Annotated in this window: 24 protein-coding genes and 2 tRNA genes; 11 read left to right on the top strand and 15 right to left on the bottom strand. The window is 62.3% G+C overall.

The genetic code is table 11. From position 1 onward, the window contains the following. Window positions 1-2: 2 nt before the first annotated feature. From QYE47_RS03395 to QYE47_RS03380, 4 genes are all read right to left on the bottom strand, one after another. A complete protein-coding gene (locus QYE47_RS03395) occupies window positions 3-428 on the bottom strand; it encodes a hypothetical protein (RefSeq protein ID WP_014591567.1) in 426 nt (141 codons plus the stop codon). 98 nt (window positions 429-526) lie between these two features. Then, window positions 527-1,096 carry an SPOR domain-containing protein gene (locus tag QYE47_RS03390; protein WP_014591568.1) on the bottom strand — a complete coding sequence of 190 codons (570 nt, stop codon included), beginning with the start codon at window positions 1,094-1,096 and terminating at the stop codon, window positions 527-529. 131 nt (window positions 1,097-1,227) lie between these two features. Then, window positions 1,228-1,304, bottom strand: a tRNA-Val gene (locus QYE47_RS03385). Between the two features lie 172 nt (window positions 1,305-1,476). Then, a tRNA-Val gene (locus QYE47_RS03380) sits at window positions 1,477-1,553 on the bottom strand. Window positions 1,554-1,755: 202 nt separating this feature from the next. On the opposite strand from QYE47_RS03380, the gene QYE47_RS03375 reads away from it, so the two are divergent. Further along, on the top strand, window positions 1,756-3,039 hold the full coding sequence (locus QYE47_RS03375; protein ID WP_003250557.1) for an FAD-binding oxidoreductase: 1,284 nt from the start codon (window positions 1,756-1,758) through the stop codon (window positions 3,037-3,039). An 88-nt stretch (window positions 3,040-3,127) separates the two neighbouring features. On the opposite strand, the gene QYE47_RS03370 is transcribed toward QYE47_RS03375, so the two are convergent. Then, complete coding sequence (locus QYE47_RS03370; RefSeq protein WP_070384035.1) at window positions 3,128-3,862, bottom strand: peptidase C39 family protein; 735 nt, start codon at window positions 3,860-3,862, stop codon at window positions 3,128-3,130. A 166-nt stretch (window positions 3,863-4,028) separates the two neighbouring features. Here QYE47_RS03370 and QYE47_RS03365 point away from each other — a divergent pair, with 166 nt between their 5' ends. Further along, window positions 4,029-4,202, top strand: coding sequence for a hypothetical protein (locus tag QYE47_RS03365; RefSeq protein ID WP_003250553.1), 174 nt, complete (start codon window positions 4,029-4,031; stop codon window positions 4,200-4,202). Between the two features lie 126 nt (window positions 4,203-4,328). On the opposite strand, the gene QYE47_RS03360 is transcribed toward QYE47_RS03365, so the two are convergent. Together QYE47_RS03360 and QYE47_RS03355 are read right to left on the bottom strand one after the other, a co-directional pair. Beyond that, a complete protein-coding gene (locus QYE47_RS03360) occupies window positions 4,329-5,081 on the bottom strand; it encodes a TerC family protein (RefSeq protein WP_003250551.1) in 753 nt (250 codons plus the stop codon). Window positions 5,082-5,109: 28 nt separating this feature from the next. After that, entirely contained in the window at window positions 5,110-5,349 is a 240-nt protein-coding gene (locus tag QYE47_RS03355) for a hypothetical protein (RefSeq protein WP_003250549.1), read from the bottom strand. Between the two features lie 132 nt (window positions 5,350-5,481). Between QYE47_RS03355 and nhaR the strand changes: the two genes are divergently transcribed. The 3 genes from nhaR (at window position 5,482) to QYE47_RS03340 (ending at window position 8,420) form a co-directional block, all read left to right on the top strand. Beyond that, the gene (gene nhaR / locus QYE47_RS03350) at window positions 5,482-6,375 is read left to right on the top strand and encodes a transcriptional activator NhaR (protein ID WP_004573709.1); all 894 of its coding nucleotides are present in this window, start codon (window positions 5,482-5,484) and stop codon (window positions 6,373-6,375) included. A gap of 97 nt (window positions 6,376-6,472) precedes the next feature. Beyond that, the gene (gene sstT / locus QYE47_RS03345) at window positions 6,473-7,684 is read left to right on the top strand and encodes a serine/threonine transporter SstT (RefSeq protein ID WP_070384036.1); all 1,212 of its coding nucleotides are present in this window, start codon (window positions 6,473-6,475) and stop codon (window positions 7,682-7,684) included. Window positions 7,685-7,772: 88 nt separating this feature from the next. Then, entirely contained in the window at window positions 7,773-8,420 is a 648-nt protein-coding gene (locus tag QYE47_RS03340) for a YceH family protein (RefSeq protein ID WP_014591571.1), read from the top strand. 4 nt (window positions 8,421-8,424) lie between these two features. Here the strand turns inward: QYE47_RS03340 and QYE47_RS03335 are convergent, their stop codons facing one another. The 3 genes from QYE47_RS03335 to ahpC form a co-directional block, all read right to left on the bottom strand. Further along, on the bottom strand, window positions 8,425-8,613 hold the full coding sequence (locus QYE47_RS03335) for a hypothetical protein (RefSeq protein WP_003250541.1): 189 nt from the start codon (window positions 8,611-8,613) through the stop codon (window positions 8,425-8,427). Window positions 8,614-9,076: 463 nt separating this feature from the next. Then, window positions 9,077-10,639 carry an alkyl hydroperoxide reductase subunit F gene (ahpF, locus tag QYE47_RS03330; protein ID WP_014591572.1) on the bottom strand — a complete coding sequence of 521 codons (1,563 nt, stop codon included), beginning with the start codon at window positions 10,637-10,639 and terminating at the stop codon, window positions 9,077-9,079. 124 nt (window positions 10,640-10,763) lie between these two features. Beyond that, complete coding sequence (gene ahpC / locus QYE47_RS03325; RefSeq protein WP_003250537.1) at window positions 10,764-11,327, bottom strand: alkyl hydroperoxide reductase subunit C; 564 nt, start codon at window positions 11,325-11,327, stop codon at window positions 10,764-10,766. Window positions 11,328-11,648: 321 nt separating this feature from the next. Here ahpC and QYE47_RS03320 point away from each other — a divergent pair, with 321 nt between their 5' ends. After that, window positions 11,649-12,713 (top strand): TerC family protein, encoded by a 1,065-nt coding sequence (locus QYE47_RS03320; protein ID WP_014591573.1) that lies wholly within the window; start codon window positions 11,649-11,651, stop codon window positions 12,711-12,713. A gap of 95 nt (window positions 12,714-12,808) precedes the next feature. On the opposite strand, the gene QYE47_RS03315 is transcribed toward QYE47_RS03320, so the two are convergent. After that, window positions 12,809-14,038: an acyl-CoA dehydrogenase gene (locus tag QYE47_RS03315; protein ID WP_070384037.1), complete on the bottom strand. Its 1,230-nt coding sequence runs from the start codon at window positions 14,036-14,038 to the stop codon at window positions 12,809-12,811. A gap of 140 nt (window positions 14,039-14,178) precedes the next feature. On the opposite strand from QYE47_RS03315, the gene QYE47_RS03310 reads away from it, so the two are divergent. Both QYE47_RS03310 and QYE47_RS03305 read left to right on the top strand, forming a co-directional pair. After that, on the top strand, window positions 14,179-15,105 hold the full coding sequence (locus QYE47_RS03310) for a LysR family transcriptional regulator (RefSeq protein WP_014591574.1): 927 nt from the start codon (window positions 14,179-14,181) through the stop codon (window positions 15,103-15,105). 193 nt (window positions 15,106-15,298) lie between these two features. Continuing rightward, the gene (locus QYE47_RS03305; RefSeq protein WP_070384484.1) at window positions 15,299-16,453 is read left to right on the top strand and encodes a cysteine desulfurase family protein; all 1,155 of its coding nucleotides are present in this window, start codon (window positions 15,299-15,301) and stop codon (window positions 16,451-16,453) included. 57 nt (window positions 16,454-16,510) lie between these two features. Here the strand turns inward: QYE47_RS03305 and QYE47_RS03300 are convergent, their stop codons facing one another. The 3 genes from QYE47_RS03300 to QYE47_RS03290 form a co-directional block, all read right to left on the bottom strand. Beyond that, a complete protein-coding gene (locus QYE47_RS03300; RefSeq protein ID WP_070384038.1) occupies window positions 16,511-16,948 on the bottom strand; it encodes an RES family NAD+ phosphorylase in 438 nt (145 codons plus the stop codon). Next, window positions 16,945-17,394 carry an antitoxin Xre/MbcA/ParS toxin-binding domain-containing protein gene (locus QYE47_RS03295; RefSeq protein WP_014591577.1) on the bottom strand — a complete coding sequence of 150 codons (450 nt, stop codon included), beginning with the start codon at window positions 17,392-17,394 and terminating at the stop codon, window positions 16,945-16,947. Before QYE47_RS03295 ends, QYE47_RS03300 begins: the two co-directional genes overlap by 4 nt. Before the next feature lie 141 nt (window positions 17,395-17,535). Then, window positions 17,536-18,189, bottom strand: coding sequence for an oxygen-insensitive NAD(P)H-dependent nitroreductase NfsB (locus tag QYE47_RS03290; protein ID WP_014591578.1), 654 nt, complete (start codon window positions 18,187-18,189; stop codon window positions 17,536-17,538). Window positions 18,190-18,292: 103 nt separating this feature from the next. On the opposite strand from QYE47_RS03290, the gene QYE47_RS03285 reads away from it, so the two are divergent. The 3 genes from QYE47_RS03285 to QYE47_RS03275 are packed head-to-tail and all read left to right on the top strand — an operon-like array spanning window position 18,293 to window position 20,730. Beyond that, window positions 18,293-19,216 carry a LysR family transcriptional regulator gene (locus QYE47_RS03285; protein WP_014591579.1) on the top strand — a complete coding sequence of 308 codons (924 nt, stop codon included), beginning with the start codon at window positions 18,293-18,295 and terminating at the stop codon, window positions 19,214-19,216. 48 nt (window positions 19,217-19,264) lie between these two features. After that, window positions 19,265-20,095, top strand: coding sequence for an AraC family transcriptional regulator (locus tag QYE47_RS03280; protein ID WP_070384039.1), 831 nt, complete (start codon window positions 19,265-19,267; stop codon window positions 20,093-20,095). Window positions 20,096-20,145: 50 nt separating this feature from the next. Then, entirely contained in the window at window positions 20,146-20,730 is a 585-nt protein-coding gene (locus QYE47_RS03275; protein ID WP_014591580.1) for a LysE family translocator, read from the top strand. Between the two features lie 39 nt (window positions 20,731-20,769). Here QYE47_RS03275 and QYE47_RS03270 read toward each other — a convergent pair whose 3' ends face one another. Then, window positions 20,770-21,969: a sugar transporter gene (locus QYE47_RS03270; protein ID WP_014591581.1), complete on the bottom strand. Its 1,200-nt coding sequence runs from the start codon at window positions 21,967-21,969 to the stop codon at window positions 20,770-20,772. Window positions 21,970-22,037 lie beyond the last annotated feature (68 nt).

The raw sequence follows: 22,037 nt of genomic DNA, 5'->3' as shown, positions 1-22,037 counted from the left end.
CCTCAGGCCAGCGTTTGTAAGTAGGCGCTGGCTTCCCGGTAACGGGCCAGCCGCGCCAGGTCGGCGGGGCCCGGACAGGGGATGCGCGAGAGATCACTGTTGTCGGCCAGATCGGCCAGCTTGACGGTGCGCGCCAGCGGGTCGTCGCCCAGGCGCACTACGAAATCCTGGTAAGGCTCGCCTTCGCGGCGGCTAAGCGCCAGCAACGCAGCCAGGATTTTCAGCGCGAAACCCTCACGCGCCAGGTCGGACAGGGTCAGCGGGGTGTCTTCGATCACATCGTGAAGCACCGCCACAATCCGCTGTTCAGGTGTGGAAACCCGCATCATCACGCGTAACGGGTGGAGGATATAAGCCGCCCCACCCTTATCGTATTGCCCTTCATGCGCCCTGGCGGCCACGGCAATGGCCCGTTCCAGTGTAGACATGAGGCCCTCCCCGTTTGGCAGCTACCACCCCAAGCATAGCCAAACTTGTGTGAACGGCGCCTGACACAAGCCTTGGCTGCGGCGCCACTTTTACTGGTTTAGCGTGCTGCGCCGTGCTGGATGACCACCGAATCGGTACCCAGCTTGGCCATCACTTCGTCCCTGCGCGCCTGCGCTTCTTCACGGGTGGGGAACGGCCCCAGCAGCACCACCGGCTTGCCGTCGCGGTACTCCACCGAAGAGGGGATGCCCTTCTCGATCAGGCGCGCCGTCATGTCGCTGAGCGCGCCCATGTTGGCGCCCTGCACCACTTCCACGTCCCAACCCTGTGGCGCCGGCTGGTCTGCCAGCGCCTCGGCACGGCGCTGCAGGTCGGCCCCACCGCAGAGCTCACGGATACGCAGGTTGTTGCCGGTATCGTCGACGATGATGTCGTATTGGCCATCGCGCTTGATCGCCACGTAGCTGCGGTAGGCTTCGTACTGCCCGGCATCGTCCTTGCCGCGGACCTGACCGCAGATGGTGCCCTGGGTGTCGATCCGCACGTTGCCGAACTTGGCGGTCTTGGGGTTGTGCAGGTGTTCGGCCACCTGCTTGTGCACGCCTTCGACCTCGTTCTCACAGCCCGCCAGGGCGAGCACTGCCATTACCACAGCCAGTTTGCGCACGCGTGTACCTCCAGATTCGAAGGGGCGGATTCTAGCACGCCGGGGTATGCCCGAACCGCGACCAAACGTTACACGCTGCTTCGGGGGCAAATGCAAAAAGGGCGATCATTTCTGATCGCCCTTTTTCGATTTGGTAGGCACAATTGGACTCGAACCAACGACCCCCACCATGTCAAGGTGGTGCTCTAACCAACTGAGCTATGTGCCTGTCGTGTGGTGCGCATATTAGTGGTCCGATGCGTACCTGTAAAGCTTTTTTTTGAGAAAAATCAAAAACTTTCGAATGCAAGCGCTTCGCGTCCAGACCGCGGTTTTCCCGCACACGCGGCAATGGACAATGAAAAAAGGGGTGACCCTTTCGGATCACCCCTCTTTCGATTTGGTAGGCACAATTGGACTCGAACCAACGACCCCCACCATGTCAAGGTGGTGCTCTAACCAACTGAGCTATGTGCCTGTCGTGTGGTGCGCATTCTACGCATTACAAAAACCCTGTCAACACTTTTTTTCGCGCTAACCTACTGAATCTTAAACTCTTTATAGAGAGGCTGGCTGAGGGGGCCCCGTAAAGGATTTTCACCAGACGACTAGCGGGTGTTTATTATTATTGATAGCATCGGTACATTCGTTAAAAATATAAAACACGAGGTTCCTGCAGCATGGCTAACACCCCCTACCCCCAGTCCTACTACGCCGCCTCGGCCAACCCGGTGCCGCCACGTCCGGCGCTGCAGGGTGAGGTGGAAACCGATGTGTGCATCATCGGTGCTGGCTACACCGGCCTGTCCAGCGCCCTGTTCCTTCTGGAGAACGGCTTCAAGGTGAGCATCGTCGAAGCGGCCAAGGTCGGCTTCGGCGCATCGGGCCGCAACGGCGGCCAGATCGTCAACAGCTACAGCCGCGACATTGATGTCATCGAGCGCACCGTTGGCCCCAAGCAGGCACAGCTGCTGGGCCACATGGCCTTCGAGGGCGGGCGCATCATTCGTGAACGCGTAGCCAAGTACAACATTCAGTGCGACCTGAAAGATGGTGGCGTATTCGCCGCCCTTACCAGCAAGCAGATGGGCCACCTGGAATCGCAAAAGCGCCTGTGGGAACGCTTTGGCCATAATCAGCTGGAGCTGATGGACCAGAAGCGCATCCGCGAGGTGGTTGCCTGCGACAGCTACATCGGCGGCATGCTCGACATGAGCGGCGGCCACATCCACCCGCTGAACCTGGCCCTGGGCGAAGCTGCCGCGGTCGAGTCGCTGGGTGGCATCATCTATGAGCAAACCCCGGCCGTGCGCATCGAACGTGGTGCCAACCCGGTGGTGCATACCCCGCAGGGCAAGGTCCGCGCCAAGTTCATCATCGTTGCCGGCAACGCCTACCTGGGCAACCTGGTACCCGAGCTGGCCGCCAAGTCCATGCCATGCGGCACACAGGTGATCACCACCGAGCCACTGGGCGAAGAACTGGCTCGCACCCTGCTGCCGCAGGACTACTGCGTCGAGGACTGCAACTACCTGCTCGACTACTACCGCCTGACCAGCGACAAGCGCCTGATTTTCGGTGGCGGCGTGGTGTACGGCGCGCGTGACCCGGCCAACATTGAGGCGATCATCCGCCCGAAAATGCTCAAGGCCTTCCCGCAGCTGAAGAACGTGAAGATCGACTACGCCTGGACCGGTAACTTCCTGCTGACCCTGTCGCGACTGCCACAGGTTGGCCGGATCGGCGACAACATCTACTACTCGCAGGGTTGCTCGGGCCACGGCGTGACCTATACCCACCTGGCGGGCAAGGTGCTGGCCGAGGCCCTGCGTGGCCAGGCAGAGCGTTTCGACGCCTTTGCCGGCCTGCCGCACTACCCGTTCCCGGGTGGCCAGATGCTGCGCGTACCCTTCAGCGCCATCGGTGCCTGGTACTACAGCCTGCGCGATCGCCTGGGCTTCTGATTCAGGCGGCCCGCGCCCACAGGATTTGTGCTGCTTGCACAGTCCGTGTGGGCGCGGGCTTACCTGCGAAGGGCCGGCACTGGCAACGCTATTTGTTCAGGCTATTGACCGCCTGCTTCGCCGCACTCTCTTGCCCCGCCTTGGCCAGTTCATCCGCAGCGTGCAACCACCGCTGGCGATCAACCTGGGCCGGCAGTTGCCGAGGTGGCTGCACCAGCACCGCCCAACTCCCCTGCTTCTCCCACGCCGATGCAAATTCATCGAATGCCATCACCTGTCGCCGGTGCATGCCCGAGCGCAGCAGCACCCGCTGCTTGTAACGGTCATACCCCATCAACACCGCATAGCGCGGCTCGCTCCACCAGGCCGAACCTTCCTCGTAACGCAGCAGTACCGGGTTGCCCGCCGCCACCTGGGTCAGCAGCGCGTCCAGTTGCTTGTCCAGCGGGTACACCACCCTACCGTAATCCCGTGCCACACGGGGAATAGCGGTATCCAGCGTTTCGGCACCCTGAGGCAGGTTGAGCGGCTTATCCAGCAAGCCCGGCGTAATAGGCGCCCCCTGCTGCGACAGCACTGCCGCCAGCGCCATGGCCCCGCTGTGGTTGGCGTTGCCACGGTAGAACGGCACGCTGCTGATCTCGACTCGCTGCGGCAGGCCTTTGAGGTTGCCGGGCGGTGCGCTGGCGCAGCCGGCCAGGGTGGCAGCCAGCAGACAGGCAGCCAGTAGCCGCCGGGGGGCAGCCTTGAAGGAATGTTGCTCCATGGACACTCGCTTGTTCCAACGCCAGGCAGGCAGCGCCCGGCTCTGGCCACCGATCATAGGTCCGACAGCGGCGCGGGTATAGTCCGACAGCGCCTTGGAGCGAATCGGCCCTAGAGATAGACCATTGTTCGATGGAACGTCACAGACGAAGGGCTAGACTAAAGCAGTGTCTGGACGGTAAACGCGGCCCAATCAAGCGCTTGCCGCAAAGATGGAGGCACAGATGAGCCTGACCATGGCAATTCTCATGCTGGTAGGTATGTGGCTGAGCGTCGCAGCCGCCATGCTGTGGGGTGTACTGCGTATCGTGCGGCGTCATGCGCACCACCTGCCACCGCAGGCACCCGCCAAGCCACAGCCAGTAAGACGGCCGCGGCGGCATGCCGGGGTGAGCTAACCTCAGGATTTCCCGAAGCCCACTGACTGACAAGCCCGCTGCACAGGTATTCGCGTTGCCAGTGCCACGCGAATACCTGTGCAGCGGGCTTGTCCGCAAGAGGGGCGCGAAGCGCCCTTTTTTACATCAACCTTCAGCCGCCTCACGCTTCAAACGCGCTCGGCGGGCCAGGATGTTGAGGACCTCGATAGCCGTCGAGAACGCCATGGCCGCATATACATAGCCCTTGGGTACATGGGCGCCAAAGCCTTCGGCGATCAGCGTCATGCCGATCATGATGAGGAAGCCCAGCGCCAGCATGACCACAGTCGGGTTGTCGTTGATGAAATTGGCCAGCGGGTCGGCAGCCACCATCATCACGATCACAGCCGTGATAACGGCGATAATCATGATGGGCAGGTGCTCGGTCATGCCCACGGCGGTGATGATACTGTCGACCGAGAAGACGATGTCCAGCAGCAGGATCTGGAAGATCGCCGCAGCAAAGCCCAGGGTAACCGTGGAGGAGACTTTGGCTTCCTCCTTGGCGCCATGCGGGTCGACGTTTTCGTGAATTTCCTTGGTCGCCTTCCACAGCAGGAACAGACCACCGGCAATCAGGATCACATCCTTCCACGAGAAGGCGTTGCCGAACACTTCGAACACCGGGTCGGTCAACTGGACGATCCAGGCCACGGTGCTGAGCAAGGCCAGCCGCATGACCAAGGCCATGCTGATACCGATACGCCGCGCCTTGGAGCGGTACTCCACCGGCAATTTGTTGGTCAGGATCGAGATGAAGATCAGGTTGTCGATGCCCAGTACAACTTCCATGGCCACCAGCGTAGCCAGGGCAACCCAGGCGGTAGGGCTAGCGGCGAGTTCCAGCAAATATTCCATTGTTCAAATCCTGCAGCAGCGGTTGGGGTCAGATTTCCTGGGTTTCTTCTTTCTTCTCGGCATCCTTGGGCTTCTGCCCTTCGCCGCCGATGGCTTCGCTCAGCGCCTGCTGGGCAGCCTTGTTGGTGTCGTCGATGGCTTGTTTGGCCGACTGCGCGGCCTGGTCGAGCATCTGCTGGGCGGATTTCTCGGCCTGGTCGCAGCCTGCCAGGGTGAACAGGGCCAAAGCCAGCACCAATGGGGTGCCAATGGATTTGAGTTGCAGCATGGTGTCCTCGCTTGAAATAACCCGGCGGCGCATGGCGCCTGATAGCCGTGCATTCTAGAGACGGCAATAGTTCAGGAAAATTCGTATTTTCATGGCATATACTTCGGTTTTTACGAATCGGAACGACCGACGGTGCTTAATTATCGCCAGCTGCATTACTTCTGGGCCGTGGCCAAGACGGGCAGCATCACCCGCGCCAGCCAACAGCTGAACCTCACACCACAAACCATTAGCGGGCAGATCACCCTGTTCGAGCAAACCTACGGCCTGGAACTGTTCCAGCGCGCCGGCCGGCAGCTGGAACTGACAGAAACCGGCCGTCAGGCCCTGGTGTATGCAGAGCAGATGTTTCAGATCGGCAGCGAGCTTGAAGCCATGCTGCGTGCCGGCCCTCAAGAGCAGATCCTGTTCCGTGTGGGGGTGGCTGACGTGGTGCCCAAATCCATTGTCTACCGCCTGCTGGCACCGACCATGGACCTGGAGGAGGTGCTGCGCATCAACTGCCGCGAAGACAAACTTGAGCGGTTACTGGCAGACCTGGCTATTCAACGCCTGGACCTGGTGATTTCCGACAGCCCCATGCCTAACCACCTGGACATCAAGTGCTACAGCCAAAAGCTGGGCGAGTGCGGGCTGAGCTTCTTCGCCACCCCGGCGCTGGCACAACGGCTTGAAGGTCCTTTTCCAGCTTGCCTGCAGGATGCTCCGCTGCTGGTTCCCGGCCAGGAGACCGTGGTAAGCAGCCGCTTGCTGCGGTGGCTGGGCGAGCAGCAGGTGCAGCCACGGATCGTGGGGGAGTTCGATGACAGTGCCTTGATGCAAGCGTTCGGGCAGTCGGGCAGCGGCATTTTCGTTGCGCCCAGCGTAATCGCCGAGGAGGTGTGCCGTCAGTATGGCGTGCAACTGATCGGGCAGACCGAGGCCGTGCACGAGTCGTTCTATGCCATTTCGGTGGAGCGCAAGGTCAAGCACCCAGGGATCGTGGCGATTACCGAGGGGGCCCGGCGGGAGTTGTTTCACTGGTAGCCGCAAAAGCCTGATTGACAAAGAACACGGCCCGACATGCGCTATAGGTGCTCTATGGTAAAGTCCGCCCTTTCCAGATTCCGAGATACCGCTGCACATGACCCCTTTTCTCCGCTTCCTCAACCGCACCAGCCTGGTGACTCAGATCGTCATCGGCCTGCTCGCCGGCATCGCTCTCGCCCTGCTGGCACCTGCCATCGCCCGCGACCTGGCCTTTCTTGGCAAGGTGTTTGTCAGCGCCCTGAAGGCGGTTGCGCCCGTGCTGGTGTTCATCCTGGTCATGGCTTCGGTCGCCAACCATCGTCACGGCCAGGAAACCCACATTCGCCCGATCCTCTGGCTGTACCTGCTGGGCACCTTTGCCGCTGCAGTGGTGGCCGTGGTTGCCAGCATGCTGTTCCCCTCGCACCTGGCGCTAAGCACCAGCGAGGCCACGCTGAGCGCGCCAGGCGGCATCGCCGAAGTGCTGCAGAACCTGTTGCTGAACGCGGTAGACAACCCGGTCAATGCCCTGCTCAACGCCAACTTCATCGGCGTGCTGACATGGGCCATCGGCTTGGGCGTGGCCCTGCGCCATGCCGGCGAAACGACCCGTACCGTGGTCGAAGACCTGTCCAATGGTGTAACCCTGATCGTGCGCGTGGTCATCCGCTTCGCCCCGCTGGGCATCTTTGGCCTGGTCAGTTCCACCCTGGCCCAGTCGGGCCTGGACGCGCTGCTTGGCTACCTGCACCTGCTGGCGGTACTGATCGGCTGCATGCTGTTCGTGGCGCTGGTGATGAACCCACTGATCGTGTTCTGGAAGATTCGCCGCAACCCCTACCCGCTGACGCTGCTGTGCCTGCGCGAAAGCGGCATTACTGCGTTCTTCACCCGCAGCTCGGCCGCCAACATCCCGGTGAACCTGGCGTTGTCGGAACGCCTTGGCCTGCATGAAGACACCTACTCGGTGTCGATCCCGCTGGGCGCGACCATCAACATGGCCGGTGCGGCGATCACCATTACCGTGCTGACCCTGGCCGCAGTGCATACCCTGGGTATCCAGGTGGACCTGCCGACTGCCGTGCTGCTCAGCGTGGTGGCGGCAGTGTGCGCCTGCGGCGCCTCGGGCGTGGCCGGGGGTTCGCTGCTGCTGATTCCGCTGGCATGCAGCCTGTTTGGCATCCCAAGCGAAATTGCCATGCAGGTGGTTGCGGTGGGCTTCATCATCGGCGTGTTGCAGGATTCGGCCGAAACGGCGCTGAATTCTTCGACCGATGTGCTGTTCACTGCCGCGGCATGTCAGGCTCAAGAGCAGCGCCACGGCTAAGAGGGCCGGGGCCGCTTTGCGGCCCCAATTGCCTTACGCGATGGCATTACCTACCCTAGTGGCCTTTCCCCAGCCACGAGACAGGGCCATGTCAGAACACGAAACCGCAGGTGAAGGCCGCTTCAACAGCATCGAGATCCGCGTTCTCGGCTCGCTGATCGAAAAGCAGGCCACCAGCCCGGAAAGCTACCCGCTGACCCTCAATGCCCTGGTCCTGGCCTGCAACCAGAAGACCAGCCGCGAGCCGGTGATGAACCTCACCCAAGGCCAGGTCGGCCAAGCCTTGCGCGCCCTCGAAGGTCAGGGCATGACCCGCCTGCAGATGGGCAGCCGTGCCGACCGCTGGGAACATCGGGTAGACAAGGCACTGGAGCTGGTGCCAGCGCAGTTGGTGCTGATGGGCCTGATGTTCCTGCGAGGCCCGCAAACCCTCAACGAACTGTTGACCCGTAGCAACCGCCTGCACGACTTTGACGACACCGAGCAGATCCAGCATCAGCTGGAGCGCCTGATCACGCGGGACCTGGCCTTGCACCTGCCACGCCAGGCCGGCCAGCGTGAAGACCGCTACACCCATGCCTTGGGCGACCCGGCGGAAATCGAGGCGATTCTCGCTGCACGGCAGCAGGAAGGCGGCGTGCGCACCAGTGGCGGCAGTGTGTCAGAAGAACGCATCGAGGCCCTCGAAGCCCGCATTACGGCGCTGGAAGCACGCCTGGCCGAGCTGGAAGGCTGAGCCGTCACGGCTCGGGGTCAGGGAAATTGCGGCAGCTCTTGCGCTCGGCCAGCTCCCGGTCAGTGGGGCGCTGGTCGACGAACACAGCGCGACCGTCGGCGTAGATTTCCAGGTAGCCCCAGTGCAGGTCCTGCTCTTGCTGCCCGGGCTTTGGGGGGACTAGCCACCAGGGTTCGCGGCTGATCAGGGTCATGGGTGTGATTCCTGAGAGGTCTGCAGTAAGCATAGACACCTTCAGGTCCTGCTTTGCTTGCACCGGCCCTTTCGCGGGTAAACCCGCTCCTACGGCGGCCTGTGTCCAGCCTCCGATGTGTGTCTACCACCGATCTGTGCAGGAGCGGGTTTACCCGCGAATACGGTAGCGGCAGCAACGGTGAACGACTGGTGGAGATTGGCCAGCAGGCCCGGCCTCTTCGCGGGTGAACCCGCCCCTACGGCGGCCTGTGTCCAGCCTCCGATGTGTGTCTACCACCGATCTGCGTAGGAGCGGGTTTACCCGCGAATACGGTAGCGGCAGCAACGGTGAACGACTGGTGGAGATTGGCCAGCAGGCCCGGCCTCTTCGCGGGTGAACCCGCCCCTACGGGGATCTTCACAGTTTCAACAACTGCGCAGTCCTGTGAGAGCGGCTTCAACCGCGAAAGGGCCGTACAGGCTTACGCCGGTGCCGAAGTCCGAATCAGGTGGTCAAAGGCCGCGAGCGACGCCTTGGCCCCCTCACCCACCGCAATGACGATCTGCTTGTACGGCACGGTAGTCACGTCACCTGCGGCAAACACACCCGGGATACTGGTCTGGCCCTTGGCGTCGACAATGATTTCGCCACGCGGCGACAGCTCGACGGTGCCCTTCAGCCAGTCAGTGTTAGGCAGCAGGCCAATCTGTACGAAGATACCTTCCAGTGCCACTTCGTGCTGTTCATCCGTGGTGCGGTCCTTGTAGCGCAGGCCGGTCACCTTCTCGCCATTGCCCAGCACCTCGGTGGTCAGGGCGCTGGTGATCACGTTGACGTTCGGCAGGCTGCGCAGCTTGCGTTGCAACACCGCATCGGCACGCAACTGGCTGTCGAACTCGATCAGCGTCACCTGGGCGACGATACCGGCCAGGTCGATGGCCGCTTCCACACCCGAGTTGCCGCCGCCAATCACCGCCACGCGTTTGCCCTTGAACAGCGGGCCGTCACAGTGCGGGCAGTAGGCCACGCCGCGGCCACGGTACTCTTGCTCACCCGGCACGTTCATTTCGCGCCAGCGGGCGCCAGTGGCCAGGATCACGGTCTTGGCTTTCAGCGAAGCGCCCCCCGCCAGGCGCACTTCGTGCAGACCGCCCTCGGCGGCCGGAATCAGCGCTTCACCGCGCTGCAGGTTCATGATGTCGACGTCGTACTGTTTGACGTGCTCTTCCAGCGCCGTGGCCAGCTTCGGCCCTTCGGTTTCCTGCACCGAGATGAAGTTCTCGATGGCCAGAGTGTCCAGCACCTGGCCGCCGAAGCGCTCGGCGGCAACACCGGTGCGGATGCCCTTGCGGGCAGCGTAGATAGCAGCAGCGGCGCCAGCGGGGCCACCGCCGACAACCAGCACGTCAAAGGCTTCCTTGGCGTTGATCTTCTCGGCCTGGCGGGCGCCAGCGTTGGTGTCGATCTTGCCAATGATTTCTTCCAGGCCCATACGGCCCTGACCAAACACTTCACCGTTGAGGTAGATACTCGGTACCGCCATGATCTTGCGCGATTCCACTTCGTCCTGGAACAGCGCACCGTCGATGGCAACATGGCGCACGTTGGGGTTGAGTACCGCCATCAGGTTCAGTGCCTGGACGACGTCCGGGCAGTTCTGGCACGACAGCGAGAAGTAGGTTTCGAAGTTGAATTCACCTTCCAGGGCCTGGATCTGCTCGATCACTTCGGCACTGGCCTTGGACGGGTGGCCGCCGACTTGCAGCAGTGCCAGCACCAGCGAGGTGAACTCGTGGCCCATGGGGATGCCGGCGAAGCGCAGGCTGATATCGGCACCCGGGCGGTTCAGCGAGAACGAAGGACGACGGGCATCGGTACCGTCCGCGCTGAAGGTAATGAGGTTCGACAGGCCGGCAATCTCCACCAGCAGGTCGTGCAATTCGCGGGACTTCGCGCCGTCGTCGAGGGAGGCAACGATCTCGATCGGCTGGGTGACCCGCTCCAGGTAGGTTTTCAGTTGCGATTTAAGCGTGGCGTCCAACATACGGGCGATTCCTTTTTCAAAACTCGGATACAAAAACGCCCAGGCGAGGTCGCCCGGGCGCTTGACGGGGCGGTAGGTATTTCAGCTTTGGCGGCTGCTTACCGCCCGCGTTATGGGCATGACCTTAGATCTTGCCTACGAGGTCCAGCGACGGCGCCAGAGTGGCTTCGCCTTCTTTCCACTTGGCCGGGCACACTTCGCCTGGGTGAGCGGCAACGTACTGGGCAGCCTTGACCTTACGCAGCAGTTCAGCAGCATCACGGCCAACGCCACCGTCGTTCAGCTCGACAATCTTGATCTGGCCTTCCGGGTTGATCACGAAGGTACCGCGGTCGGCCAGGCCGGCTTCTTCGATCAGCACGTCGAAGTTGCGCGAAATGACGTGAGTCGGGTCACCGATCAGCGGGTATTCGATCTTGCCGATGGTGTCGGAAGTGTCGTGCCAGGCTTTGTGAGTGAAGTGGGTGTCAGTGGAAACACCGTAGATTTCCACGCCCAGTTTCTGGAACTCGGCGTAGTTGTCAGCAAGGTCACCCAGCTCGGTCGGGCAAACGAAGGTGAAGTCGGCCGGGTAGAAGAACACGACAGACCACTTGCCTTTCAGATCGGCTTCGCTGACCTGAACGAACTCGCCTTTGTGGTAGGCGGTGGCGTTGAAGGGTTTGACCTGGCTGTTGATGATTGGCATGAGAGACGCTCCTTCATGGGGTTGGAATCAGTTGATGGATAGAATCCTAACTAATCATCCCACTGAAGGCTCATTGGCAAAGCTCATGCTTTCGATTGGTTTTGGCTATAACCGGGGTTACTTAATAGAAGGGAACGGGCTGAGCAAAGGATTGCGGACCTGAGCTCTGCACTGGCAAAGAAATGTAACAGCTCCCCATTCGGCATCACGGGCAAACGGGTCTAGGCTCAAGCCCATGTGATACCGGGCCCCTCTGACGGCAGCCAAGCCGCCATGTCGGATCACTGTTGCCTTGCAACGTCGACATTCAAGGAGGGGCTCATGACAGCTCTGCAAGCATTCCTCACAACACCTGTCCTCGGTACCAGCGCCTGGTTGTGGCTGGTGTTCATGGCCATCGTCATCGGTTTGCTGGTGCTCGACCTGGGCGTGCTGCACCGCCACGACCGGGAAATTGAAATGCGCGAGAGCCTGCTGCTGTATTCAGGCTATTTCAGTGTCGGTGTGCTGTTCGGCGCGGGGGTCTGGTACCAGTTGGGCGCGCAGTCGGCACTGGAGTTCTACACCGGTTTTTTGGTCGAGCAATCGCTGTCCATGGACAACGTGTTCGTCATGGCGATGATCTTCAGCTACTTCGCCATACCCCGCCGCTACCAGCACCGCGTGCTGTTCTGGGGCATCCTGGGCGTGGTGTTCCTGCGGGCCATCATGATCGGCGTGGGCGCGGCGCTGGTACAGAACTTTGCCTGGGTGCTTTACATCTTCGGTGCCTTCCTGCTGTTTACCGGGGTGAAAATGGCGCTGTCGAAGGAAGACAGCCGCCCGGACCTGGCCAACAACCCGATCCTCAAGTTCGTGCGGCGGCACATGCGGGTTACCGACCAGATCCATGGCTCGCACTTCTTCGTACGCCACACCCCGGCCGGGCACAGCAAGGCGTTGCGTTATGCCACCCCGCTGTTCCTGGCGCTGGTACTGATCGAACTGGCCGACCTGGTGTTTGCCGTCGACAGCGTGCCGGCGATCTTCGCCATCACCCAGGACCCGTTCATCGTCTACACCTCCAACATCTTCGCCATCCTCGGCTTACGCTCGCTGTATTTCGCGCTGGCGGCGCTGATGCACCGGTTCGTTTATCTCAAGTACGCACTGGCGCTGGTGTTGATCTTCATTGGCTGCAAGATTTTCTACCACGGCATGGTGGGCAAGGTGCCGGCGCTGCTGTCGTTGGGCGTGACATTCGGGTTGTTGCTGGGTGGGGTGGTGATTTCGTTGATCAAGACGCGGGGGCAAAAAAAGGATGACATTGTGGATGGGCACCAGCCGCACGCCATTGGACAAGAACCCGCGTCCAAGAGGGAAAAAGACACGCAACTAGGTGCCTGAGTGAATCACTTGCACTGGCCACGTCGCGGGCAAGCTGAGTGCTGCCCGTGTAGGCGCGGGTTCACCCGCGAATGGGCCGGGGCAGGCTGACGCGTTCACCGCCCGCTGCGCAACATCTCCACCGGCACATACTTGCCAATCTCGTATTTGCCAATCGCGGCCCGGTGCACTTCATCCGGCCCGTCAGCCAGGCGCAAGGTGCGCTGCATGGCATACATGTAGGCCAGCGGGAAATCACCGCTTACCCCTGCCCCACCATATATCTGGATAGCCCGGTCGATCACTTTCAAGGCCACGTTCGGCGCCACCACCTTGATCTGGGCGATCTCGCTACGGGCCACCTTGTTGCCGACAGTGTCCATCATGTAGGCCGCTTTGAGCGTCAGCAGCCGGGCCATGTCGATTTCCATGCGCGAGTCAGCGATCTTGTCGACGTTGCCGCCCAAGCGTGCCAGTGGCCGACCAAAAGCAGTACGCTCCACCGAGCGCTTGCACATCAGCTCCAGTGCGCGCTCGGCCATGCCGATCGAGCGCATGCAGTGGTGGATACGCCCTGGGCCCAGGCGGCCCTGGGCAATTTCGAAGCCGCGGCCTTCGCCAAGGATCACGTTTTCGTACGGCACCCGCACATTCTCGAAAAGGACTTCGGCATGACCATGGGGCGCATCGTCATAACCGAACACCGGCAGCGGGCGGACGATCTTCACGCCTGGCGTGTCGGTCGGCACCAGCACCATGGAATGCTGCTGGTGGCGTGGCCCTTCAGGGTCAGACAGGCCCATGAAGATCATGACCTTGCAGCGCGGGTCGCAGGCGCCGGAAGTCCACCACTTGCGGCCGTTGATCACCCACTCGTCACCGTCCCGTATGGCGGTAGCAGCCATGTTGGTGGCGTCCGACGAGGCCACGTCTGGTTCGGTCATGGCAAACGCCGAGCGGATCTCGCCCCGCAGCAGCGGCTCCAGCCACTGGCGTTTCTGCGCCTCGCTGCCATAGCGCACCAGCACTTCCATGTTGCCGGTGTCCGGTGCCGAGCAGTTGAACGGCTCCGGCCCGAGCAACGAGCGGCCCATGATTTCTGCCAACGGTGCGTACTCCAGGTTACTCAGGCCAGCACCGTATTCCGACTCTGGCAGGAACAGGTTCCACAACCCTTCGGCGCGGGCCTTGGCCTTGAGCGCCTCCATGATTGCAGTGGGCTGCCAGCGGTCACCCTCGGCGACCTGGCGCTCGAACACGGCTTCGGCGGGGTAGACATGAGCGTCCATGAACGCAGTGACACGCTCGCGCAGTGCCTGGACCTTGGGCGAATAGGCGAAATCCATCTGGGCTACCTTCACAGTTCGGAATACTTGGGCCAGAGCCTAGAGCAGCATTGCTCCATCCACCTAGTCTATTTTCCGCGTGTATAAACATTCATAACCGATATATGATCGGCCGATAATTCCAACAAAGAGCGGCGCCCATGAACCTTAGCAAGGTCGACCTCAACCTGTTCATCGTGTTCGATGCGATCTACACCGAAGCCAACCTGACCCGCGCCGGGCAGATCGTCGGCATTACCCAGCCGGCAGTGTCCAATGCCCTGTCGCGCCTGCGCGAAACCTTCAATGACCCGCTGTTCGTGCGCACCGCGCAAGGCATGGTGCCCACACCCATGGCGCAGAACATCATCGGCCCGGTGCGCAACGCCCTGGCGCTGCTGCGGACCTCGGTGCAGGAAAGCCGCACGTTCAACCCGCAGCAGGCCAACAAGACCTTCCGCATCAGCATGACCGACCTGACCGAGGCGGTCATCTTGCCGCCGCTGTTCCAGCGCCTGCGCCGCCTGGCGCCGGCGGTAATGATCGAGAGCTTCCTGTGCAAGCGCCGCGAGACCACCAAGGAACTCGCGGCCGGCCGCCTGGACTTTGCCATCGACGCGCCACTGAACACCGACCCGCAGGTGCGCCACATCAAACTGATGCAAGACCGCTATGTCTGCGCCCTGCGCCAGGGCCACCCGCTGGCTGACAGCAAGCTGACCCTCGACAGCTACCTGGGCATGACCCACATCCATATCTCCAGCCGCCGCAACGGCCTGGGTTACGTCGACCTGGCGCTGGGCAAGATGGGGGTTCAACGCAAGGTCGCCCTGCGTTCGCAACACTACCTGATGGCGTCGCAGGTGTTGCAGCAGACCGACATGGCGATGACGGTTCCCGAGCGCTTCGCCCGTCGCCATCAGTTGCGTTATCAGGCGCTGCCGGTGGAGGTCCCTGCACTGGAAACGCACCTGTACTGGCATGAAAGCACCGACCAGGACCCGGCCAACCGCTGGATGCGCGAGCAGATCACGGAATTGTGCGAGCGCGTGGTTGCAGAGGAAGAGAAGGCTCTGGAGCCCACCTGACGGTACCGGCGAGAGACCCTTCATGGCCCTCACCAGGAAAAGTAGAAAATCCCATGAAAGATCTTCGATAGAGAATTTTTTTCTAAAATAATCGCGAATCGACCTGAGGGAAACGAAAAAAACACCGCTGCTGGCAGGTACGCTTACGTCAATGATCGCCGACTTCACGGCCACTGACACGGACCCGCCCTCAATGCCTAGCGCCCCACTCTACTTCGATTATGCCGCCACTACCCCAGTCGACGACCGGGTTATCGAAACCATGCTCGCCTACCTGGGTAACCAGGCCAACTTCGGCAACCCGGCGTCCAGCGGCCACGCCTTCGGCCAGGCTGCACGTCACGCCGTGGAGCAGGCGCGCCAACAAGTCGCCGAGTGCGTCGGCGCGCACGCCGAGCACCTGGTATGGACCTCGGGCGCGACCGAGTCCAACAACCTGGCGCTCAAGGGTATTGCCCAAGGCATCGGCCAGCCCGGGCACCTGATCACCAGCCAGCTGGAACACAAGGCCGTGCTCGACACCGTGGCCGAGCTGGAACGTCAGGGCTGGGCCGTTACGCGCCTGGCAGCGGATGCCGCTGGCCTGATTCAACCCGCGAGTGTGCAGGCAGCATTGCGCGCTGACACCCGCCTGGTATCGCTGATGGCGGTCAACAACGAACTGGGCACGGTCACCGATTTTGCCGCGATCGGCGAGCAGGTGCGTGCCCACGGTGCCCTGCTGCACGTGGATGCCGCGCAGGCCGTGGGCAAGCTGGCTATCGACCTGCGTACGATGGCCGTGGACCTGATGTCTTTTTCGGCGCACAAGGTCTACGGGCCGAAAGGCATCGGCGCGCTGTATGTCGGGCCGCGCGCCCGCGTGCTGATGCGTGCGCAGATGCACGGCGGCGGCCATGAGCAGGGCCTGCGTTCCGGCACCCTGGCGACCCATCAGATAGCGGGCATGGGCAGTGCCTTTGCCTTGGCCGGCCAACCTGGCGACAGCGAGCACCAGCGCCTTGAGCAACTGGCAAGACACCTGCGCACAGGCCTGCTGGCCATGCCTGGCGTTACCCTGAACGGCTGCGCCAAGCAACGCATTCCCCATACCTTGAACCTGTGCATCGACAGCAAGGGCTTCAACAGCACGGCGCTGGCCGGCGAGCTGGCCTTGTCGACCACCTCGGCCTGCAACTCGGCGAGCAACGCTGCCTCGCATGTGCTGCTGGCACTGGGGCTGGATGAGCGTCAGGCTCGCAACAGTGTGCGCTTGAGCATCGGCCGTTTCAGCACCGAGGCTGACGTGGACAAGGCGCTCGAAGTGTTTGGCCGAGTGCTGACGACAGCATCGGCCGCACTGTGGTGACCACCTCGGCTGTTTTCGCCTTGCCTGACCTGCGTCTCAAGACTTTTCGTACAGAGGCTAGAACAGGCGGCTGTCCGGCGTGAAATCCTCAACCTGGATTTTCGCGCTCTGCGCCTGTGGGTGCCGTGGGTTGAACAGGTAATTGGTGGTGCTGGGCATGATCGCGCTTGGCACCGGCAGCAGCAATGCCGAACCGTCATCCAGAAAGCGATTGCCCAGCGTACGGGTCAACTCAGGCTGAGCAGACCAGCCGGGCCGCAAAGCGGGCAACTGCGCCTGGGAAACCGTGTCGGGCAGTTCGATGCGAAGCAAGCGCATGGTGGTCGGGAAATCCTCGGGGTCGATCTCCAGGTGCACCAATACTTCCAGCATCGCCCCGGGAGGGCTGGTGGCGGCATACACCACTGGCCGACCCGCCTGGTGCCAGCGGCCACTTACACGCAAGCCCCCCGTACCGCTCAAGTCTGCATAGGCGCTGATTCGCCACAAAATCACAGGCCATAGCCCTCGGCAATCTGCAGCAGCATTTCTTCGACCTGCGTGGTGCCTTGCTGGGTGGTGAGCATCTGCATCGGCGTCAGCCCCGAGAAGCGTTCCTTAGGCTTGGAAAGCCAGCGCTTGGCCTTGCCCACTTCCCCGAACACAGCCTCGGCCATGGCGGTGATGTGGGCCGAGCGGAACAGCCGGTCGCTCTCATCCACGGTCAGCGGTTGGTCACGCTCGATACGGGATTTGAGGGTGCGCAGCGGAATGATCTGGTCGCGCTCCACCGGCGTGAGCACACCGCGTTCAGTCAGCTTTACCAACCAGGTGGCGGCAAAACCATCGGTGATGCGGGTGTGGATTTCGAAGTCGCTGGCAAGCTCGGGAATGTCCAGCAGCGCCTGCAAGCGCGCCCGGTACTCGTGGTAACCGTTGTCGCGTAGCACTTCGGCAAGCATGGCAGGCTCCTTTTCGGCATTTGCCGACAAGTATGCGGTATATGCCGGGTCATTGCCAGTTTGCCTGGTCGGGTGGTCGACGCCAGGGCTTTGCCGATTTACCGCCAGCATTGCCAGGGCCGCACAGCGGCCCCGCAAACCTCACAGGAAGGTGAACACTTGCGATGCCGGCAACCGCGACTTGTTCAGCCCGGCATTGAAGTCCGCCTCACTGCGATAACCCAGGCTCAGGATAACCACACTGGTGAACCCACGCTCACGCAAGCCCAGTTCGGCATCGAGGACCTTGCTGTCGAAGCCCTCGATCGGCGTGGCATCCAGCCCATGCGCCGCCGCACCCAGCAAGGCAGTACCCAGCGCCAAATAGGTTTGCTTTTCCATCCAGTGCTGCACATCCTTCTGGTCGAAGCGGTGCAGGTTGACGTAGTGACGGCGGCTCTGGTTTTGCCCGGCGCGCGCTTGCTCATCACGGAAACGGCCATCGGCGGCCTCTTGATCGAGCACGGCGTTCAGGTGTTCTTCAGTCATCTCGGTACGGGTGCAGAACACGATCACATGCGAGGCATCGAGAAGCTTCTGCGTGTTGTAGGCATAACCCTCAGCAGTGCTCTTGGCCAGGCGGGCCTTGCCTTCGGCCGTGTCGGCGACGATGAAATGCCAGGGCTGGGAATTGACCGACGACGGGCTGTGACGCAGTTGCTCGAGCAGGGCGTCGACAGTGGCCTGGGGAATGCGGCGTGAGGCATCGTAAGCTTTGGTGGTGTAACGGCGCTTGGCCAGCGATACGGTATCCATGCGACAACTCCGGAGTGAACAGTGGATTTGCCGGGCATCTTATCTTTCCAGCAAAAAAGAAAAAGCGGCACAATGTAACAACACTTTCATCCCTGGAATGAAAATGCTGCGCATCACCGACCTCGAACTGTTTGCCCGCAGCAGCGTGCTGGGTAGCTTCACTGCCGCTGCCCATGAAGCAGGCCTGCTGCCAGGCCAGGTGGCGGCCGCGATCAAACGCCTGGAGCGCGACCTGGATGTACGCCTGTTCGCCCGCACCACCCGCAGCCTGCGCCTGACCGCCGAGGGCGAGCGCTACCTGCCAACCGCACTGAATGTGCTGGAAAGCCTGCGCCAGGGCCATGAAGATCTGCATGGCAACCCAAATAGCCTGCGCGGCACCCTGCAGGTGTCGGCCCCTTCCGACATGGGCCGCAACATGTTGTTGCCCTGGCTCAGCGCCTTCCGCCACGACCACCCGGCATTGCAACTGCGCTTCTTGCTGTCCGACCAGATGGCCGACCTCAACCGCGACCCCGTGGATGTAGCCATCCGCTATGGCCTCAACCAGGATGCCAACTACATCGCCCTGCCACTGGCCGAGTGGAACCGCCGAGTGCTGGTGGCCTCGCCCGACTACCTGGCCCGTCACGGCCGCCCGCTCACCCCCGACGCGCTGCAACAGCATGCCTGCCTGCTGTATATGCAGCACAGCCGGGTGTACGACAAGTGGCAGTTGGGTAACCGCACCGTGCAGGTGCGTGGGCCGCTGGTCAGTGACGATGCCGACGTCATCCGCCGCCTGGCCATCCAGGGGGAAGGTATCGTCTACAAGTCGTGGCTGGATGTCAGCGCCAACATCGCGGCCGGTGAACTGGAAATGGTCCTGCCCGAATTGATCGGCGAGCCTACCCCGCTGACCTTGGTCTGCCCTCATCGCAAACAACTCACGCCTGCCGTGAAGCAATTGCACCTGTGGCTACGCGAACGCTTCGAGGCCCTGCGCGCCCGGGCCCTGACCAACGGCTGCACAATCGTTCCAGACTGAGCCGGGGGCATTGCGCTAAGGTAGCCATTTACCCCACGGTACACGTCCATGAGCAACTGGATCGACTTCAAACAAGACGCCGACACCGGCATCGAGTCGGTCCGTGCGCATTTTGTCGGCCATGCCTATGATCCCCACTGGCACGACAGCTTCCTGGTCGGCGTTACCGAGCAGGGCGTGCAGCAGTTCAACTGCCGCCGGGTGCGCCACCGCAGTACGCCGGGGCAGGTATTTTTACTTGAGCCTGGCGACATCCACGATGGCTTGGCACCCACCGAAGAAGGCTTCACCTATTCGACGCTGTACCTGGAGCCCGCCTGGCTCGACCAACAGCTGCGCGCGCTGTACGAGCACGCGCCGGGGGACAGCCTGCCCAGCTTTGCCGATACCCTGTGCCACGACGAACGCCTGGCGCGGGCCACCGCGCTGGCCTTCCGGGCCGTGCATGAGCAGGACTTGCGCATCGTCAGGCAAACGGCCATGGACGATCTGCTGGCCTGCCTGACCCGCCACCTGCACTGGCGCCGCCGCATCAACCCCGACCCGCGCCTGCCGCTGACCGCACAGCGCGCCCGGGACTTCCTGCATGCCAATCTGGAGCGCGACATCGGCCTGGAGGACCTGGCCCAAGCCTGCGGCATTGACCGCTTTCGCCTGACGCGTGCGTTCAAGGCGGCGTTCGGCATTGCACCCCATGCCTACCTGATCCAACTGCGCCTGGCCCGCGCGCGGCGCCTGCTTGCCCAAGGCCAGACACCTGCCGAAGTGGCTGTGGCGTTGGGCTTTGCCGACCAGAGCCACTTGGGGCGCTGGTTCCGCCGCGCTTACCAGTTGACCCCGGCCGACTACCGCAGGCGCTGCTCAAACCTTCCAGACTGAATGCCGGCGGGCAGCGAACATGGTGCTTCGATGTTACGGAGCCCTGAACCATGTCGCAGTCGCTGTTGCCCTTCATTCTGTTTGCCCTGGTGTCCAGCATCAGCCCGGGGCCGACCAACCTGTTGATCCTCGCCCATGGCGCCCGCCGGGGCCTGCGCGCAAGCCTGGTGCCGATCGTGGCGGCGTGTGGCGCGGCTGCAGCCATTGTGCTGCTCGTCGGGCTGGGGCTGGGCGAACTGCTGCTGCGCCACCCCCTGGCGCAACAGCTGATGAGCTGGGCCGGGGTGCTGTGGCTGAGCAGGCTGGCGTGGAAGATGCTACGCAGTGCCGCCGCCCCGCTCCACACGACCACGGCGCCAGGCTTCAGTGCGCTCAGCGCTGCCTCGTTGCAGGTGGTGAACCCCAAGGTGTGGTTGATGGCCGTGGCGGTGGTCGGGGTATTTGCCGCGCCATCGTTGCCAGTGTGGCAGCTGGCGCTGGTGTTCTTGCTGATCGCTCTGCCGAGCATGGCCGCGTGGGCGGTGTTGGGGGTGGGGAGCACCCGGTGGCTGCAGGCACCGGGGCGGTTGCGGGTGTTCAACCAAGTGTTGGCGGGGGTTTTGTTGATATCGGCATGGGCTGCAGTATTGGCCTGAGTCTCTACTTGACTGGCAAGGGGCCTGAGCGGCCCCGGCTCAGCGTGCCAACGCCTCGCGAAAGCGCCGGGTACTGGCAACGGCCAGTACCAGCCCGACCACTGCCACGCTGCCACCCACCAGGCCGATATCCGCCACATTCATCTGGCTGCTGACGATACTGCCCAGCAGCGCACCACCGCCAATACCGATGTTGTAGATACCCGAGAACAGCGCCATGGCCACATCGGTGGCGTCGGACGCCAGCTTCAGGGTCTTGGACTGCAACGCCAGGCTGAAGCTGAGAATGGCCACGCCCCAGAACATGCTCAGCACTGCGAACACATAGAAGTTGCCCGACAGCGGCAACATCAGCAACAGGCACGCGGCGAGTACCCCGATCGAACCCACCAGGAAGCCATGCGGGAAGCGGTCGCTGTAACGGCTGAACAACAACGAACCAAAAACCCCGGCACCGCCGAACAACAGCAGCAACAGTGTGGTGCGGTCGCCGCCGATCTGCGCTACGTGCAGGGCGAACGGCTCGATATAGCTGTAAGCCGTGAACTGCGCGGTAATGACCAGCGTCACCAACAAGTAGGTAATGACCAGTGCCGGGCGCTTGAACAGGACCGGCAGGCTGCGCAACGAACCGGAGTTCTGGCTGGGCAGCAGCGGCAGCGATTTCATCAGGCACAGCATGGTGGCTAGCGCTACCCCGGCAATGCTCAGGAACGTGATGCGCCAGCCCAGTGCCTCGCCCACCACTCGGCCCAGCGGGATGCCCAGGACCATGGCCAGGGTAGTGCCGGTGGCCAGCAGGCCCAGCGCCTTGGCCTGCTGACCCGGCGGCGCCACACGCACCGCCAGCGAGGCGGTGATGGACCAGAACACCGCATGCGCCAGGGCAATGCCGATACGGCTGACCAGCAGCATGGCGAAGCTCTGCGAAAGCCACGACAGCAAGTGGCTGACAATGAACACCAGGAACACGAACAGCAGCAGACGCCGCCGTTCGATGTTGCGGGTCAGCAACATCATGGGCAACGAGGCCAGCGCCACGATCCAGGCATAGATGGTCAGCATCAGGCCGACCTGGGCAGTGCTCATGTCGAAGCTGCGGCCAATGTCACTGAGCAGCGCCACCGGGACGAACTCGGTGGTGTTGAAAATGAAGGCCGCCAAGGCCAGGGCGATGACGCTCAGCCAGCTGCCGCTGCCCGTTGTGGGCGGCAGGTGTGAGGGTATGGGTCCGTTCATGGGTGGAAACCGCTTCTCCGCAGACAAAGCAACAGGTCGCACGCCAGCCACCCGCTTGCAGGGGTGCC

It is taken from the genome of Pseudomonas sp. 2,4-D (genome assembly GCF_030418155.1).
Classification (GTDB): Bacteria; Pseudomonadota; Gammaproteobacteria; order Pseudomonadales; family Pseudomonadaceae; genus Aquipseudomonas; species Aquipseudomonas alloputida.
The sequence above is the reverse complement of the archived record's forward strand: the minus strand, read 5'-3'. Positions and strand labels throughout refer to the sequence as shown.

Excerpts from the sequence above, each read along its gene's own strand:
- QYE47_RS03395 (WP_014591567.1), bottom strand. The coding sequence starts at position 428 with ATGTCTACACTGGAACGGGCCATTGCCGTGGCCGCCAGGGCGCATGAA.
- QYE47_RS03375 (WP_003250557.1), top strand. The coding sequence starts at position 1,756 with ATGGCTAACACCCCCTACCCCCAGTCCTACTACGCCGCCTCGGCCAAC.
- QYE47_RS03370 (WP_070384035.1), bottom strand. The coding sequence starts at position 3,862 with ATGATCGGTGGCCAGAGCCGGGCGCTGCCTGCCTGGCGTTGGAACAAG.
- QYE47_RS03365 (WP_003250553.1), top strand. The coding sequence starts at position 4,029 with ATGAGCCTGACCATGGCAATTCTCATGCTGGTAGGTATGTGGCTGAGC.
- QYE47_RS03360 (WP_003250551.1), bottom strand. The coding sequence starts at position 5,081 with ATGGAATATTTGCTGGAACTCGCCGCTAGCCCTACCGCCTGGGTTGCC.
- QYE47_RS03355 (WP_003250549.1), bottom strand. The coding sequence starts at position 5,349 with ATGCTGCAACTCAAATCCATTGGCACCCCATTGGTGCTGGCTTTGGCC.
- sstT (WP_070384036.1), top strand. The coding sequence starts at position 6,473 with ATGACCCCTTTTCTCCGCTTCCTCAACCGCACCAGCCTGGTGACTCAG.
- QYE47_RS03340 (WP_014591571.1), top strand. The coding sequence starts at position 7,773 with ATGTCAGAACACGAAACCGCAGGTGAAGGCCGCTTCAACAGCATCGAG.
- QYE47_RS03335 (WP_003250541.1), bottom strand. The coding sequence starts at position 8,613 with ATGACCCTGATCAGCCGCGAACCCTGGTGGCTAGTCCCCCCAAAGCCC.
- ahpF (WP_014591572.1), bottom strand. The coding sequence starts at position 10,639 with ATGTTGGACGCCACGCTTAAATCGCAACTGAAAACCTACCTGGAGCGG.
- ahpC (WP_003250537.1), bottom strand. The coding sequence starts at position 11,327 with ATGCCAATCATCAACAGCCAGGTCAAACCCTTCAACGCCACCGCCTAC.
- QYE47_RS03320 (WP_014591573.1), top strand. The coding sequence starts at position 11,649 with ATGACAGCTCTGCAAGCATTCCTCACAACACCTGTCCTCGGTACCAGC.
- QYE47_RS03315 (WP_070384037.1), bottom strand. The coding sequence starts at position 14,038 with ATGGATTTCGCCTATTCGCCCAAGGTCCAGGCACTGCGCGAGCGTGTC.
- QYE47_RS03310 (WP_014591574.1), top strand. The coding sequence starts at position 14,179 with ATGAACCTTAGCAAGGTCGACCTCAACCTGTTCATCGTGTTCGATGCG.
- QYE47_RS03305 (WP_070384484.1), top strand. The coding sequence starts at position 15,299 with ATGCCTAGCGCCCCACTCTACTTCGATTATGCCGCCACTACCCCAGTC.
- QYE47_RS03295 (WP_014591577.1), bottom strand. The coding sequence starts at position 17,394 with ATGCTTGCCGAAGTGCTACGCGACAACGGTTACCACGAGTACCGGGCG.
- QYE47_RS03290 (WP_014591578.1), bottom strand. The coding sequence starts at position 18,189 with ATGGATACCGTATCGCTGGCCAAGCGCCGTTACACCACCAAAGCTTAC.
- QYE47_RS03285 (WP_014591579.1), top strand. The coding sequence starts at position 18,293 with ATGCTGCGCATCACCGACCTCGAACTGTTTGCCCGCAGCAGCGTGCTG.
- QYE47_RS03280 (WP_070384039.1), top strand. The coding sequence starts at position 19,265 with ATGAGCAACTGGATCGACTTCAAACAAGACGCCGACACCGGCATCGAG.
- QYE47_RS03275 (WP_014591580.1), top strand. The coding sequence starts at position 20,146 with ATGTCGCAGTCGCTGTTGCCCTTCATTCTGTTTGCCCTGGTGTCCAGC.
- QYE47_RS03270 (WP_014591581.1), bottom strand. The coding sequence starts at position 21,969 with ATGAACGGACCCATACCCTCACACCTGCCGCCCACAACGGGCAGCGGC.